At 65.3% G+C, this 15135-nt stretch carries 11 protein-coding genes; 3 read left to right on the plus strand and 8 right to left on the minus strand.

Translation table 11 applies throughout. The features are described 5' to 3' along the window. Nucleotides 1-12: 12 nt before the first annotated feature. Entirely contained in the window at nt 13-2121 is a 2109-nt protein-coding gene (locus tag BLS42_RS13415) for a DNA gyrase/topoisomerase IV subunit B (RefSeq protein WP_090581929.1), read from the minus strand. Nucleotides 2122-2372: 251 nt separating this feature from the next. Between BLS42_RS13415 and BLS42_RS20620 the strand changes: the two genes are divergently transcribed. Then, nucleotides 2373-2594 (plus strand): DUF7455 domain-containing protein, encoded by a 222-nt coding sequence (locus BLS42_RS20620; protein WP_026266251.1) that lies wholly within the window; start codon nt 2373-2375, stop codon nt 2592-2594. Between the two features lie 262 nt (nt 2595-2856). On the opposite strand, the gene BLS42_RS13425 is transcribed toward BLS42_RS20620, so the two are convergent. From BLS42_RS13425 to BLS42_RS13455, 7 genes are all read right to left on the minus strand, one after another. Beyond that, nucleotides 2857-4194 (minus strand): RNA polymerase sigma factor, encoded by a 1338-nt coding sequence (locus BLS42_RS13425; RefSeq protein ID WP_090581931.1) that lies wholly within the window; start codon nt 4192-4194, stop codon nt 2857-2859. Nucleotides 4195-4477: 283 nt separating this feature from the next. Further along, complete coding sequence (locus tag BLS42_RS13430) at nt 4478-5977, minus strand: DUF4192 family protein (RefSeq protein WP_090581933.1); 1500 nt, start codon at nt 5975-5977, stop codon at nt 4478-4480. Between the two features lie 164 nt (nt 5978-6141). After that, complete coding sequence (locus BLS42_RS13435) at nt 6142-7020, minus strand: hypothetical protein (RefSeq protein ID WP_090581935.1); 879 nt, start codon at nt 7018-7020, stop codon at nt 6142-6144. Between the two features lie 88 nt (nt 7021-7108). Further along, the gene (locus BLS42_RS13440; RefSeq protein ID WP_090581937.1) at nt 7109-7765 is read right to left on the minus strand and encodes a response regulator; all 657 of its coding nucleotides are present in this window, start codon (nt 7763-7765) and stop codon (nt 7109-7111) included. Beyond that, the gene (locus BLS42_RS13445; protein ID WP_090581939.1) at nt 7762-9021 is read right to left on the minus strand and encodes a sensor histidine kinase; all 1260 of its coding nucleotides are present in this window, start codon (nt 9019-9021) and stop codon (nt 7762-7764) included. Before BLS42_RS13445 ends, BLS42_RS13440 begins: the two co-directional genes overlap by 4 nt. 208 nt (nt 9022-9229) lie before the next feature. Next, nucleotides 9230-10561 (minus strand): MFS transporter, encoded by a 1332-nt coding sequence (locus BLS42_RS13450; protein WP_090581941.1) that lies wholly within the window; start codon nt 10559-10561, stop codon nt 9230-9232. A gap of 35 nt (nt 10562-10596) precedes the next feature. Continuing rightward, complete coding sequence (locus BLS42_RS13455; protein ID WP_090581943.1) at nt 10597-11535, minus strand: proteasome assembly chaperone family protein; 939 nt, start codon at nt 11533-11535, stop codon at nt 10597-10599. A gap of 377 nt (nt 11536-11912) precedes the next feature. On the opposite strand from BLS42_RS13455, the gene BLS42_RS13460 reads away from it, so the two are divergent. Together BLS42_RS13460 and lpdA are read left to right on the plus strand one after the other, a co-directional pair. Beyond that, entirely contained in the window at nt 11913-13454 is a 1542-nt protein-coding gene (locus BLS42_RS13460; RefSeq protein WP_090581945.1) for a leucyl aminopeptidase, read from the plus strand. A gap of 268 nt (nt 13455-13722) precedes the next feature. Further along, nucleotides 13723-15108, plus strand: coding sequence for a dihydrolipoyl dehydrogenase (gene lpdA, locus BLS42_RS13465; protein ID WP_090581947.1), 1386 nt, complete (start codon nt 13723-13725; stop codon nt 15106-15108). The last annotated feature ends 27 nt before the right edge of the window (nt 15109-15135 follow it).

The raw sequence follows: 15135 nt of genomic DNA on the forward strand, positions 1-15135 counted from the left end.
GACGGCGGGACGTCAGGCGTCGATGCGCTCCCGGTCCAGGTTTGCGGCGCCTGCAATGATGAAGTCCTTGCGCGGCGCCACGTCCGAGCCCATGAGGAGATCGAAAGTCTCTTCGGCCTGCTTGGCGTTCTCGATCCCGACCTTGCGCAGCGTCCGGTGACGCGGGTCCATGGTGGTTTCGGCCAGCTGCTCGGCATCCATCTCTCCCAGCCCCTTGTACCGCTGGATCGGCTCCTTGTAGCGCTTGCCCTCTTTGGCGAGCCGCGCCAGCAGGACATGGAGCTCAGCCTCAGAGTAGGTGTAGATCATCTCGTTGGCCTTCTGGCCGGCGTTGACCACCTCCACACGGTGCAGCGGCGGAACGGCGGCGAAGACGCGGCCCTCGTCGATCATCGGGCGCATGTAGCGGAAGAAGAGCGTCAGGAGCAGGGTCCGGATGTGGGCGCCGTCGACGTCGGCGTCGGTCATCAGGATTACTTTGCCGTACCGGGCGGCGCTGATGTCGAACGACCGGCCGGAGCCGGCTCCCACCACCTGGATCAGGGCCGCGCACTCGGCGTTGGAGAGCATGTCCCCCACAGAGGCCTTCTGGACGTTGAGGATTTTGCCGCGGATCGGCAAGAGCGCCTGGAAGTCCGAGGACCTCGCCAGCTTGGCGGTGCCGAGGGCCGAGTCACCTTCGACGATGAACAGTTCGGAGCGTCCGACGTCGTCCGTGCGGCAGTCGGCAAGTTTGGTGGGCATGGATGAGGTTTCCAAGGCATTCTTGCGGCGCTGGGTTTCCTTGTGGACCCGCGCCGAGATGCGGGACTTCATCTCGCTGACGATCTTTTCCAGCAGCAGCGCGGACTGGGCCTTGTCGTTGCGGTTTGCGGACGTCAGCTTGGCGCTGATCTCCTGTTCCACCACCTTGGCCACGATGGCCCGCACGGCCGACGTGCCCAGGATTTCCTTGGTCTGGCCCTCGAACTGCGGTTCTGCCAGCCGGACCGTCAGGACTGCGGTCAGGCCGGCGAAGATGTCGTCTTTTTCGATCTTGTCGTTGCCGGCCTTGAGCTTGCGGGCGTTTGTCTCCACGGCCTTGCGGAACGTCTTGAGCAGGGCCTGTTCGAAGCCGGACTGGTGGGTGCCGCCCTTGGGCGTGGAAATGATGTTGACGAACGTGCGGACCGTGTTGTCATAGCCGATCCCCCAGCGCAGCGCGACGTCGACCTCGCAGTCGCGTTCGACCTCCGCGAGCTGGCTGTGGCCCTTTTCGTCAAGGACGGGCACAGTTTCCTTGAATTTCCCGGCACCGTGAAGACGCCAGATATCCGTGACGGCCGGGTCGGCGGCGAGGAAGTCGACAAACTCGGAGATGCCGCCGTCGTGGTGGAAGACCTCCTCATGCGGGCCCGATTCGCCGGGCGTGCCGGCAACCCTGCGTTCGTCCCGGACCGTGAGCTTCAGTCCGGGGACCAGGAATGAGGTCTGTCGGGCACGTGCGGCGAGGTCGTCGTAGGAGAACTTGGCGTCGGGTGTGAAGATCTGCCGGTCCGCCCAGTAGCGGATCCGGGTTCCGGTCACGCCGCGCTTGGCCTTCCCCACGACATCGAGCACGGAGCCGTCGATGAACGGTTCGAAGAGCGTCGCGGGGTCCGGCTTGGTGCCTGGATCCTTGAACCGGCCCGGCTCCCCCCGGCGGAAGGACATCTTGTACGTCTTGCCGCCGCGGTCCACTTCGACGTCGAGGCGGGCCGAGAGTGCGTTGACCACGGAGGCACCCACGCCGTGCAGGCCGCCGGAAGCGGTGTAGGAGCCGCCGCCAAACTTTCCGCCGGCGTGCAGCTTGGTAAATACCACCTCGACGCCGGTCAGCCCGGTTTTCGGTTCGACGTCCACCGGAACGCCACGGCCGTCGTCGTGGATCTCCACCGAATTGTCCGCATGCAGGATGATCTTGATGTCGTGGCCGAAGCCGGCGAGGGCCTCGTCGACGGAGTTGTCGATGATTTCCCAGAGGCAGTGCATGAGTCCGCGGGAGTCCGTGGAGCCGATGTACATGCCCGGGCGCTTACGGACGGCCTCGAGGCCCTCCAGCACGGAGAGGTGCCGGGCGGTGTAATCAGAACTGGGTGCCACGGGTCGTGAACTCCTTACAGGATCGGGACCGCCCCTGCAGCGTGCGCAGGCGGGCAGTCACAGAATTTGACGCTCTTCCTAGGTTAGTCGGACTCCGGGTCATCCACGGTTTGCCACTCCCCGCAGGGACTCTCCGGCCACTCGCCGTTATTGAGACGTGATACGCGGACAGCGAAAGTAGGCCATCCGTGCCATGTATCGGCCACGAATGCTGGTTATATAGGTATACCGATCTACTAAGGAGGCCGAACATGACAACAGCAGTTGCGGACCGCACACTGACTGCCGCAGACCGGTGCGATCGTTGCGGAGCACAGGCATATGTCCGAGTTGTTCTCGGTGCCTCCGGCGGTGAGCTTCTTTTCTGCGGCCACCACGCACGCGCCGTAGAGCCGACACTCAAGCCGCTCAGCTCAGACTGGCATGACGAGACTGACCGCCTTCACCAGAAGGCCCCGGTTCCGGTCGACTAGACCGCACCGGTTTCGGCTCGGCGCCCTACAGGGTTCCGGGCGACCTGAGACCACTGCATCAGGGCCCCTCCATATCGGAGGGGCCCTGATTCGTTAAGTGACTGGTTCCCGGGCGTGCAGCAGCGATGTACTTGGCGGCATCCACAGCAAAATGGCGGCAGTAACAGCAACGCGGGGTCACTTCCGGCCCAGTCCGATGAGGACGGGCGGGATGTAACCCCGCGTTGCTGTGAACTTCGCCTAGCCTGCGGCCGGTCGGCGCTTAATCCAGGTAGTCGCGCAGGACCTGTGACCGCGACGGGTGCCGCAGCTTGGACATGGTCTTGGATTCGATCTGGCGGATCCGCTCACGGGTGACGCCGTAGACCTTGCCGATTTCGTCTAAAGTCTTCGGCTGGCCGTCGGTGAGGCCGAAGCGCATCGCGACCACGCCGGCTTCGCGTTCGGAGAGCGTGTCCAGCACCGAGTGCAGCTGTTCCTGCAGCAGGGTGAAGCTCACGGCATCCGCGGGAACCACGGCTTCGGAGTCCTCGATGAGGTCGCCGAACTCGGAGTCGCCGTCCTCGCCAAGCGGGGTGTGCAGCGAGATAGGCTCGCGGCCGTACTTCTGGACCTCCACGACCTTTTCCGGGGTCATGTCCAGCTCGAGGGCCAGCTCCTCCGGGGTGGGTTCGCGGCCGAGGTCCTGCAGCATCTGGCGCTGGACACGGGCCAGCTTGTTGATGACTTCCACCATGTGCACCGGGATGCGGATGGTCCGGGCCTGGTCGGCCATGGCCCTGGTGATCGCCTGTCGGATCCACCAGGTGGCGTAGGTGGAGAACTTGAAGCCCTTGGTGTAGTCGAACTTCTCGACCGCACGGATCAGACCCAGGTTGCCTTCCTGGATCAGGTCCAGGAACAGCATGCCGCGGCCGGTGTAACGCTTGGCCAGCGAGACGACGAGGCGGAGGTTGGCCTCCAGCAGGTGGTTCTTGGCACGCTTGCCGTCGTGGATGACAAATTCGAGCTCACGCTTGAGCTTCGGATCCATGCTGCCGTCGTCGGCGGCAATCTTCTCCTCGGCGAAGAGTCCGGCCTCGATTCGCAGGGCCAGGTCCACTTCCTGCTCGGCGTTCAGCAGGGCGACCTTGCCGATCTGCTTCAGGTAGTCCTTGACGGGGTCGGCGGTGGCGCCGGCGGACATGACCTGCTGCACCGGGGCGTCGTCGTCGTCGGCGTCGGAGTACACGAAGCCGGAGCCGGTGGTGGCCGCGGCCTTGCCGGCGACTTCTTCGCCTTCTACGTCGTCGCCGAGCTCGGCGGCGTCGGGCGTGACGTCGTCGAGATCCTCTTCGGCGTCGACGTCATTGTCGGACGCACTGGCTGAGTTGCCGGCGGCTTCCGCCGCGGCTTTGGCGCCGGGCTTGGGCCCGCGCTTCTTGGGCTCAGGCTTGGCGACTCCGGTAACGGTGTCGCCACCCTCTGCGGAAGCGGCGTCCTTGACAGCCTTGTTGGCTGCGCGCGTCGCGGCGCGCTTGGCGTTGGTCGCCGCCTTCTTCTCCTCAGGGGACAATTCGGCCTGGTCGGCGGATTCCTTCTTCGCGGAAGTCGGGGTCACTGAAAACCTTTCTAGCTGCGGTTCTGCGGATCGCCATACGGGCAACACCACTATGACCCTGTCAAGTCCGTGTTTGACATCAAGCGCAACCACGGCCAGCAGAGCCACTTAGTAGAACTGCTGGGATGGCCTTAATGTTCCCTGTTTCCAAGGTTCATTTAGGGCACTTGATACACGGACCCAACCGGGTCGCGGCAACCATTGTCTCACGGTTTTCATTCTGGGCGCCTTTCGGGACGCCGGGTCCACAATATTGCCCGGGCTTCCCCGCCGCGTCAGTTACTCATGCCGCGTCAGGCGCAAACTTCTGCCAGGCGGCCTCGCGCCTGGCCGCCCAACCGCAAAGGGTGCCGCGCCGGCCGAGCTCTGCCAGCAGCTCCGCGAGCCTGTATCCCGGGTGCTCCTGCAAGGCCTGCCGGTACAAGGCGTCGGCGTAGGAGCCGCGGCCACGGCACCATTCGATCCACCCCCGTGCCGTCACTGCGGCTGCAGTTGGCTCCCCGTCACCAAGACCGCCGAGCCGCTCGAGGACCCGCTCAAGCCCGACCAGCAGGGTCCAATCCGGGACTGATGGCGCCAGTCCGAGCAGGACCTCCCCGTAGCCGGGGACCGCTTCGGTAACCGGAACGGCGCCAGCAGCGGGCCTGCCGGTGGTAGACGCCTGCGGCAGAGGACTAGGCGTCGGCCCGAGCCGTGAATAGGACATGGTTCCGGGCGGGGCGGCGGACCCGGCTTCCGTGTCGAACATGCCGAAGTCCTCGGCGCCGTACTCGGCCGCGGACCGTCCGGCCGCGGCCATGACGAGGACGGCGTCCCGCCATGACGGAATACACAGACTGGCCCGCAGGTAGCCGGCCAGTTCAGGTGAGAGCACAAGTGGCTGAGCCGCGTTCCTGGGTTCGAAATCACTAGGATCCAGGTTCCCGGCGGGGTGGTTCCCGTTCCCGGTGGCGTGGTTCCCGGCGACGGTCGTTCCGGCATCGGTGATGGTAGCCCCAGGGGCCACGGCGCCGGAGTCAGAAGGAAGCTCCCGGCTAGTGGCAGCCTGCATGGCCATGGTCCAAACATCGAGCACCTGGTCAAATTGCGCCCGGTCCCGCCGTCGCGGGGAGAATTGCTCCGCCCAGCCGCACTCGGCCGCGCGCACCGCCGGGTCCACAGGCAACGACGCCGGCTGAGTCCCTTGCGCACCGGGGACGGCGCCGACACTGCTGCCGCGGTAGACCATCTCGGCGTTGAGCCTGCTGTTCTTGATCTGCTCGACCGGCCGGCCGGGCGACCCACAGCAATCCGGATCATCGCATTGCGCGTTGCGCCAGAACTTAGTCCCGATAATCCAGGCGTCCCGCAAGGGCAGTCCGGCTGCCTCGAGGGCAAGCTCGAGTTCCTTGAGCAGGCCCGCCCACGCAGGGCCACCGCCGGGACCGCTCGTGTCGGTGTCGGTGAACAAGGCCAGCAGCGAGCCGTCGGCTGCGTCGTCCGCCTCCAGGTAGGCCACGACATTTCGTGCGAAGTCGGCCAGCATGTCCCTCCGGCCGGAGCCGGCGCGGCGCTTGGAGACGGCGGTACCCCGCCCACCGGCCACGGAGGCACCGTCTCTACCGCCGCTCCCACCGGCTCCGCCGCCGGGCTCGGGGAGGTCGACCCGCAAGGTGGCTCCGAGCCGTTTGCCTTGCAGGGTCATGGCCACCAGGCTGTTTTCCGGCCAGTAGCCGAGAGAGTGCGGGATGAAGCCGAGGATGTCTTCGGGGCCGGTGATTCTCAAGTGATCGGGAGCTGTCATGAGCCCAGCTTCGCGGCGTCCGCGTCCCCGCGGCAGTACCAGACTGCGCTATGTGGATAACCGCGCCGAGTTCGCAACCGCTATGGCGGAACCGCCGCCAACGGACGGAGTCCTGTCACCCCCGAATGCTGACAGGACCCCGCCGGCTGTTGCGCCGTGCCGCGCTACTTCGAGGCAGTGCCACCCAGTGCTGCCGCGTTGGCGTCGGCCGTCCGGCGAATCTCTTTGACCTTCGCGATCTGCGGGGCAAGTTCCTGCATGCGGGTTGTCAGGTACTTGTCCAGGACTTTGTCCAGGGCAGCGTGGAACCCGGTCTTGTCCCGGCAGACGGCGTCGGTCACGGCGATTCTGAACTCTTCCTGGCCGCCCGCAGTTTTACCGGCATCGGCGGCCTGCCCCGGGTTAGCAAACGAGGCGTAAGGGGTTTCCTTCATGCAGGCCACCCAGTCAGCGACTGCTTTGGTAATGCCCGAGTCGCCGGAGGCGGACAGGGTGGCCGGGAAAAACCAGTTGGAGGCGATGCCGGTGGCGAGCATGTAGTTTTCCGCGCTGCCGTAGATCTGCGTCATGGCTTCGCCGCGGCATCCGCCGGAGGACGTTCCCATACCGTCCACCGTGGTCATTGACGCGGTGTCGCCGGGCCCGGTGAGTGCCTTGGTGAAGGCCGGATTGGCGAAGAGTTTGCCGTCCGCGGACCCGGGAGCCGGCTCGTGAGGTCCCTGCGGCCCGGTGCTGGCGTAGCCGCTGGCCTTGGCCGCCTCAACCGTGAGCCGTTTGAATCCGATGGCACCGTTGAGGTCCAGCGTCAGGTCGGAACTCGGCGGCGTGTAGTCGAAGCCGGCCTTGGCCATGCAGCGCCGGACAGCCTCCTGCATGCCCTTTTCGGCGATCGGATCTGTTGAGGCGTAGGCCTCTGCCTGGCGGATGATCCCTGGGACGGGCTCCGGGGACGCGGTAACCGACGCGGCCGGGATCGCAGCCGCAGCCAGTGCGGCGCCGGTGCCTACGATCAGCACGCCAGCGCCGAAGATCTTCTTCTTCATGGTGGACTCCTTCGGTTGTTTTGGGCAATGCGGTGGCCGGCCTTCCCTGTGTGGGAAGGCCAGGCAGGTGGGACGGTGATGTTGGCGGCTAGTTGAGGACGTTGTTTTCGTAGGCGAAGGCCACGAGCTGGATGCGGTTCTTCAGCTTCAGCTTGGACAGGATGCTGCCCACGTGGGATTTCACAGTGGCTTCGCTGAGCACCAGTGAGGCCGCGATCTCGGCGTTTCCCAGCCCTTTGGCGGTCAGGAGAAACACGTCGCGTTCCCTGCCGGACAGGCCCGCCAGAGCAACGTCGTTCCCGGAAGAGGGCGTGGTGTAGTCGCGCAGCAGTTCGTTGGTGATGGCCGGGGCGATGACTGAGTGCCCCGAGTGAACCGTTCGGATGGCGGCCAGCAGGAAGTCGGGTGTGGTGTCTTTGGTCAGGAAACCGGCCGCGCCGGCCTGGATGGCGCGGACGACGGCTTCGTCGTGCTGGATGGTGGTCAGAACGATGATTTTGGTGGCACTTCCACTGGGCGTTTCCAGGATCGTCTTCGTGGCCGTGATTCCGTCCATGACGGGCATCCGGATGTCCATGAGAAGCACATCAGGGCAGGTCTCCTGTACGAGTTCGACGGCGGCCTCTCCGTTGACGGCTTCGCCGACAAGATCCATGTCCGTCTGGCTGCGCAGGATCATCTTGAGTCCGGCACTGAACAGCGGCTGGTCATCGGCCAGGGCAATCCGAATCGGGGTACCTGTCACAGCAGTGCTCCGTCCAGGACTGGAAGTTCAGCTGTCGCGGGGACAGATTCCGGGTACCGGTCAGGACCCGTCGCAGGGAGGAACGCCATCACTTCGAAGGTCTCGTCGCCCCGGACTGTTTCGACCCACCCGCCCGCGGCCGCGGCGCGGGCTTTCATTCCCGCGATCCCGCGGCCCGACGGGGTTGTGCTCGGTGTCGCGGCAGGGCTGGTGATCAGCGACGATCTGATACGGAGCTCAAGGGATGCTGCCGTCCACACCAGGTGCAGCTGCGTGCCCTGGCTCCGGTCTCCGTGCTTGAAGGCGTTTGTGAGGCTCTCCTGCGCCAGCCGGTAGACCGTTAGCTGCTGGCCTGCGGTCATGTCCCGTGGCTGGCCCGTCGTTTCGATCGTGACAGGCATGCCGCTGGAGCTCAAACGTTCGGCAAGAATCACCAGGTCTTCAACCCTGTGCGCCGGGTGGTCGGTGACCTCCGTGGAGAAACCTTCGATGAGCCGGCGCGTTTCGACCAGTGCGGTCCTCGCCGATTCGGCGATGACCTTGGATGCTTCTTCCACGGTTTCCGGTTCTGTGCGGTGGATGAATCGTATTCCGTCGGCCTGCGCCACGATGACTGTCAGTGAATGGGCCAGGACGTCGTGGAGCTCCCCGGCGATTCTGTTGCGTTCCTGTTCTACGGTGAGTTCGGTCGCCGTCTCCCGGAGTTTGGTTTCCGCCGCGAGCTGCGCCCTCCGGCTCCTCGAGAGGTTGTTTACTGCCACACCGACGGCCCAGGTGGCCAGGTTCAGAGCGGCGAAAGCCCCGAAGATCAGAAAGGCGTAGGTGAGGGTTCGCAGTAATCCCCTGCCGTATATCGGGCTGGCGAAGATGATATTTATCCAGGTCTGGTCGGTGAACCAGTTGACGGTGATGATGCCGGCAAAGATGACAGCCGCACTGGGTGCGACCCACCGGCTTCGGGTCTTCCATCCGATCGCTGCGAAGAAGATGACGACGGGAACAGCAGCGTAGCTCAGCACGCCGGACAGAAAGACCAGCGGGAAGATCTTGAGGCTCTGTAGGACCAGGGAGACGAAGACCAGCCCCAGGGCGGCCGCCGGCAGGATCTCGGCCACAGCGACACCCGTCACGAGCGCCAGCAGCAGGGCACTCTTTTGGTCGAAATGGCGCTCCTCCAGAATAAAGATCGCCCCCAGCAGCAGCACGGCCATGGCCGGTGCCGCGAGGAGCCTCAGAGACTGGATCGTTTTGAACATGGCTTCACCCTAAGCGGGCTTCCGCACCACTGACGCTCATTCTGAGTGAGTTCCACCGGAATGATGAACAACTTCACTCCAACGGATGATCCATCAGCCACGGCAGCCATAGAGGATCCACAATCGTTTCGGCACAGCGACCGTGAGCTTCAGGCGTTCCCGCGAGCCGCACGAACCTGCCAAACAAGCGAACCTGACAAACTGCGGATCAGGGCGTGCGGCGCCGCTCCGCGACCAGCCTGCGCTGCCCGGCGAGAGCCTTGAGCAGCGGCGGAACCATGACCCCTTGGGCTGCCATCTGGCGCCGGACTTTCCGCCGGGTCGCGATGATGCCGCAGGCTCCCCCGGCAAGCACCAGGAACTGCACGCTGAGGGCGACGCGGAACGGATCCAGGCCGTAGAGCTCACCATGGGAGAACCCGCTGGCGTGCAGGAGGTCGAGCACCAGCCCAATCAGGTAGATGGACACCAGTGCGGCAAAGAAGCCGCCCACGTTGACAATGCCGGTGGCAGTGCCGAGCCGGTGAGCGGGGTTGAAAGTCCGGGCGAAGTCGAAGCCGATCATGGAGCCGGGACCGCCGACGGCCAGGGTCACCACGAGGGCAGCCAAGAGCCAGAGCGGTGCGCGTCCCGGCAGCAGCAGCACCGCTGCCCAGGCGACGGCGGTGCACCCGGAAATCAGGAGCACCATGGTGGAGCGCCGCAGCGGATGCCGGGCAACGAATCTGCCCATCAGCGGTCCGGCGGCAATGGCACCGGCCACGTACAACGCCATAAGGGCCGAGACGGTTCCGCCGTCCAGCCCCTGGGCGGAAATCAGGAAGGGGTAGCCCCACGTCATGGCAAAAACCGTGCCGCTGAACTGGACGGTGAAGTGGCTCCACAGCCCGAGCCGGGTCCCGGGTTGCCGCCAGGCGTGCGCCAGCGAAATCCCGGTAGCGCGCAGCCCCTGGGAATGCGGCGGAGCCGGGTGCCCGGGCGGAAGGTCCTGAAGCAGGAGCAGGACCAGCACGACGGCGAGGGCCGACATCGCCGCGAGTGTCAGGAAAGCCGGAGTCCAGCCCGCGGAGTGCAGGATCATCGCGAACGGCACCACACTGAAGAGCTGGCCCAGCTGCCCGGACATGCCGGTCAGCTGCGTCAGCAGCGGCACACGCCCCGGCGCGAACCAGAGCGGGATAAGCCGGATCACGGAGATAAACGTCATGGCATCCCCAGCGCCCACCAAGACGCGTCCCAGAACTCCGCCGGGGATGTTGTCGGCAAACGCCAGCTGAAGCTGGCCGAGCCCCATCAGGACACCGCCGCCGGCCAGCATCGCGCGGGAGCCGAACCGGTCCACGAGGACGCCTACGGGAATCTGCAGCGCCGCGTAGACCAGGAGCTGGAGCACGGTGAAAAAGGAGATCTCGGCCGCGCTGGCGTGGAAGCGTTCCGTTGCCTCCAGGCCGACCACCCCGAAAGAGGTGCGCTGGCTGACCGCCACGAGATAGGCAAAGATCCCAATGATCCAGATCAGCCAGGCGCGGGGAGAGGTCACTCCCCCATTATGCCCGGGTTCATGATAAATAGTATTTATTCGCCGGGTTCTTTACGGGCCAGGTACGCCTCGACGGCAGCACCAAGGGCATCGGCGTTGGGGATTTGGTCGTTCTCATCTGCCAGCAGCGACCTCCGCACCGTCCCCTCGGCCTTTTCGTCGTACCGGGTCTCCAGCCGTGAGACCACCTGCTGGACCTCCTCGGATGCCTCGATCTGCTCGGCAATCTGCCGGCCCACGTCACGGCCGGCCTCGCGCAGACGGTCGGTCGGCAGCATGAGGGACGTTGCCGCGCCCAGGTACTCCAGCCCGGCTACGGCAGCCGTTGGGTACTCGGCTTCGGCCAGGTAGTGCGGCACATGGATCACATAACCGGCGATGTTCCGGCCGGCCTCCGACAGCCGCAACTCCAGGATGTGCCCCACCGCAGCCGGGACCTCCACCGTGGGCTTCCAGACCGAGATTCCCTCGATCAGCTCCGGCCGGTTGCCGTGCACGGTCACACCGACCGGCCGGGTGTGGGGCACCGGCATCGGGATCGAATGGATCCAGGTGACGAGGTTGACGTCGAGCTCCTCGACCAGGCCGACGACGGCGCGCGCGAATCGTTCCCATTGCAGGTCCGGCTCGAACCCCGCAAGGAGCAGGAACGGGCTGCCCAGCCCGTCGACCAGCCGGTAGAGGGCAAGGCTCGGCGCCTGGTAGTCCTGCAGGTGGTCCTCGACAAAGCTGATCTGCGGGCGCCGGGAGCGGTAGTCGATCAGCTGGTCGGCGTCGAACTCGGCGATCATCTGGGCATCGAGGGTGTCCAGCAGTTCAGCGGTGATCTGCCGGACCACGTGGCCGGCGTCGGCGAAGCCGGTGAACCCCATGACGAGGTTGAGTCCGCGCAGTTCGGTGCTGGAGAACAGCGCGTCATCACGGATGTAGAGCGTCTGGGGATCCAGCAAAGAGCCGGAAATCCGTTCAATCACGGCGTGTTCCTTTCACGATGGCGGCGGTGGAAGAGGCGGGGCGCGGTCCGTCGTCCGGACGATGCCAGGCAGAACCCGCCGGTCAGGCAGATCCTGTCCGCCAGTCCCATGCGGCACTCACCGCACGGCAGCGCCGCTACCTGTACAACGCCCCGGCGACCGGGCAAATTCCTGCCTGGGGTGTGCTCCAGCTCTCATTCGATTGAATTTCCGCACTGCCGAGAGACTACGATCGGTGATGGCCCTAGGGCTTGTTTTGCAGACACCGGGTTGCGTCCCAGACCGACGGCGCCCCCGGGATCCGCGGCAGGGCGCCAAACATGCAGTTCCTGCCGAATATCACCGAGAACCATCACAGAGAATTGAGGACTGTCCGCGTGGTCAAGAATAGCGAAGTCAAACTTAGTGCAGTCGCAGGGGATTTGAAGAAGTCCCCCAGCGATGCCCTCGTCATCGGCGTCGGACAGGGTCCCGACGGCCCCGTGTTGCTCGACAACCCGCTGACGGCCAAGGCCGCGGAGGCCTTGGCGGAATCACTGAGCGTTCTTGGCATCACCGGCGCGGCGGACCAGGCTCACCGGTTGCCCGGCCTGCCCGAGACTGGGGCCACCATCCTGCTCCTGGCCGGCGTCGGCAAGCTGCCGGCGAAAAATGCCTCAGCGAAGCAGCCGCTTTCCGAGGAGGCGCTGCGCCGCGCCGCCGGCTCTGCCGTCCGCCAGTTGGCCGGCGTCACCACCGTCACCGTTGCCCTTCCGACGACGACCCTGGCCGAGGTCGCGGCTGTCGCCGAGGGAGCCGCCATGGGCGCCTACTCCTACACCGAGTTCCGGTCCTCCAAGGACGGGCTCAAGGACCCGGTGAAGAACGTCGTCATCCGCACCGACTTCGCCACGGACAAGGCGCTCCAGCCGGTCCTGCGTCGGGCGTCCCTGATCGGCACGGCCGTGAACGCGACCCGCACGCTGGTGAACCAGCCGCCGAGCCACCTCTACCCTGAGTCCTTCGCCGACGCCGCCAAGGAACTGTCGAAGGGCCTGCCGGTCAAGGTGACGGTCTGGGACGAGAAGCGCCTCGAGAAGGAGGGCTTCGGCGGCATCCTCGGCGTCGGCAAGGGCTCCACCCGGCAGCCGCGCCTCGTGAAGGTCGAATACGCCCCGGCGAAGGCCACGGCCAAGATCGCCCTCGTGGGCAAGGGCATCACCTTTGACACGGGCGGCATCTCCATCAAGCCGGCCCTGGGCATGGGCGACATGAAGAGCGACATGGCGGGCGCCGCCGTCGTCCTCAACACCGTCCTGGCCCTGGCGGGCCTCGGACTGCCCGTCAAGGCGACCGCGTGGCTCTGCATCGCCGAGAACATGCCCTCCGGCGCTGCCCAGCGCCCGGCCGACGTCCTGACGATGTTCGGCGGCAAGACCGTCGAGGTCCTCAACACCGACGCCGAGGGGCGCCTGGTCATGGCCGACGGCATCGTCGCCGCCAGCCAGGAATTCCCGGATGCCATCATCGACGTCGCAACCCTTACCGGCGCCCAGCTGATCGCCCTGGGCGACCGCACCGCCGGTGTGATGGGCTCCGACTCACTCACCGGCGCCATCAAGACCGCCGCCGACCGGGCCGGCGAGCTCGTCTGGCCCATGCCGTTGCCGGAAGAGCTCCGGGCCAGCCTCGACTCGCAGGTCGCGGACATCGCTAACATCGGCGAACGCCACGGCGGAATGATGACCGCGGCCGTTTTCCTGCGCGAATTCGTGGGCAAGGGCAACGACGGCGAACAGATCCCGTGGGCACACATCGACATCGCCGGCCCGTCGTTCAACAACGGCAGCCCCTACGGCTACAACCACAAGCAGGGCACGGGCTGCACCGTCCGGACCCTGGTGGCCTACGTCGAGGACATCCTCGCCAAGGCCGTCTAGTCAGCATTGCGGCTTTGTGGCCGGGGCGGCGGTGCTTCCCCGGCCACAAAGCCGCGTGACACTGGACACAAGCGCTCCACAAACGCCATGGCAAGGTGGAGCATGTATTAGTGGTTCGCTAAGGTAAACCTTGTTTCCCAGAAGCAGACCCACATGTAGTAGTCACAAATGAAAGGGAAACCTGCCGGCTGGCACAATCACAGCAGGCAGGTTCCAAGACCAGATGATGCGTACTCTCGTGTCATCGTTCACGCGAGGGAGCGTTTTAGTGGCCGATCAGGCAACTGCGCAAGAATTCGACATCCTGGTACTCGGCGGCGGCAGCGGCGGCTACGCCACCGCACTGCGTGCTGTCCAGCTTGGCCTCACCGTCGGCCTCATCGAAAAGGGCAAGCTCGGTGGTACGTGCCTCCACAACGGCTGTATCCCCACCAAGGCCCTGCTGCACTCCGCCGAGTTGGCCGACCACGCCCGCGACTCGTCCAAGTACGGCGTCAACGTGACTCTTGACAGCATCGACATCAACGCTGTCAATGCTTACAAGGACGGCATCGTTGCCGGTAAGTTCAAGGGCCTTCAGGGTCTGATCAAGGGCAAGAAGGGCATCACCGTCATTGAGGGTGAAGGCAAGCTTCAGGGCACCGACACCGTCGTCGTGAACGGCACCGCGTACAAGGGCAAGAACATTGTCCTCGCGACCGGCTCCTACTCCCGCACGCTGCCGGGCCTGGAAATCGGCGGCAAGGTCATCACCTCCGACGAAGCCCTCACCATGGATTACATCCCCAAGAGCGCGATCATTCTGGGCGGCGGCGTGATCGGCGTCGAGTTCGCTTCAGTCTGGAAGTCCTTCGGCGTCGACGTCACGATCGTCGAAGGCCTCCCGTCGCTGGTTCCGAACGAGGACGCCACGATCGTCAAGGCCTTTGAGCGTGCCTTCAAGAAGCGCGGGATCAAGTTCTCCACCGGTGTCTTCTTCCAGGGCGTCGAGCAGAACGACGACGGCGTCAAGGTCACCCTCGTAGACGGCAAGACCTTCGAAGCCGACCTCCTGCTCGTAGCAGTCGGCCGCGGCCCTGTCACGGCGAACCTCGGCTACGAAGAGGCCGGCATCACCATCGACCGCGGCTTCGTCATCACCAACGAGCGACTCCACACCGGCGTCGGCAACGTCTTCGCCGTCGGCGACATCGTCCCCGGCGTGCAGCTCGCGCACCGCGGCTACCAGCAGGGCATCTTCGTCGCCGAAGAGATCGCTGGCCTCAAGCCGGTCATCGTCGAAGACGTCAACATCCCCAAGGTCACCTACTCCGAACCCGAAATCGCCACCGTCGGCTACAGCGAGAAGGCCGCCAAAGAGAAGTTTGGCGAGGACCAGATCCAGACCCAGGAATACAACCTGGCCGGCAACGGCAAGAGCTCCATCCTGGGCACCAGCGGCCTGGTCAAGCTGGTCCGCCAGAAGGACGGCCCCGTGGTGGGCGTCCACATGATCGGCGCCCGCATGGGCGAGCAGATCGGTGAAGCCCAGCTGATCGTGAACTGGGAAGCCTACCCGGAGGACGTGGCCCAGCTGGTCCACGCGCACCCCACCCAGAACGAATCCCTGGGCGAGGCGCACCTGGCGTTGGCGGGCAAGCCCCTCCACGGCTAGGCATCCCCGCAAGACCACAGAGCTTAG

Origin of the sequence: Arthrobacter sp. ov407, assembly GCF_900102895.1 — a bacterium.
In the GTDB taxonomy this organism is placed as follows: domain Bacteria; phylum Actinomycetota; class Actinomycetes; order Actinomycetales; family Micrococcaceae; genus Arthrobacter.

Bases quoted from the DNA above. Each gene is read 5' to 3' on its own strand.
- BLS42_RS20620 (WP_026266251.1), top strand. From the start codon at position 2,373: ATGACAACAGCAGTTGCGGACCGCACACTGACTGCCGCAGACCGGTGC.
- BLS42_RS13430 (WP_090581933.1), bottom strand. From the start codon at position 5,977: ATGACAGCTCCCGATCACTTGAGAATCACCGGCCCCGAAGACATCCTC.
- BLS42_RS13435 (WP_090581935.1), bottom strand. From the start codon at position 7,020: ATGAAGAAGAAGATCTTCGGCGCTGGCGTGCTGATCGTAGGCACCGGC.
- BLS42_RS13445 (WP_090581939.1), bottom strand. From the start codon at position 9,021: ATGTTCAAAACGATCCAGTCTCTGAGGCTCCTCGCGGCACCGGCCATG.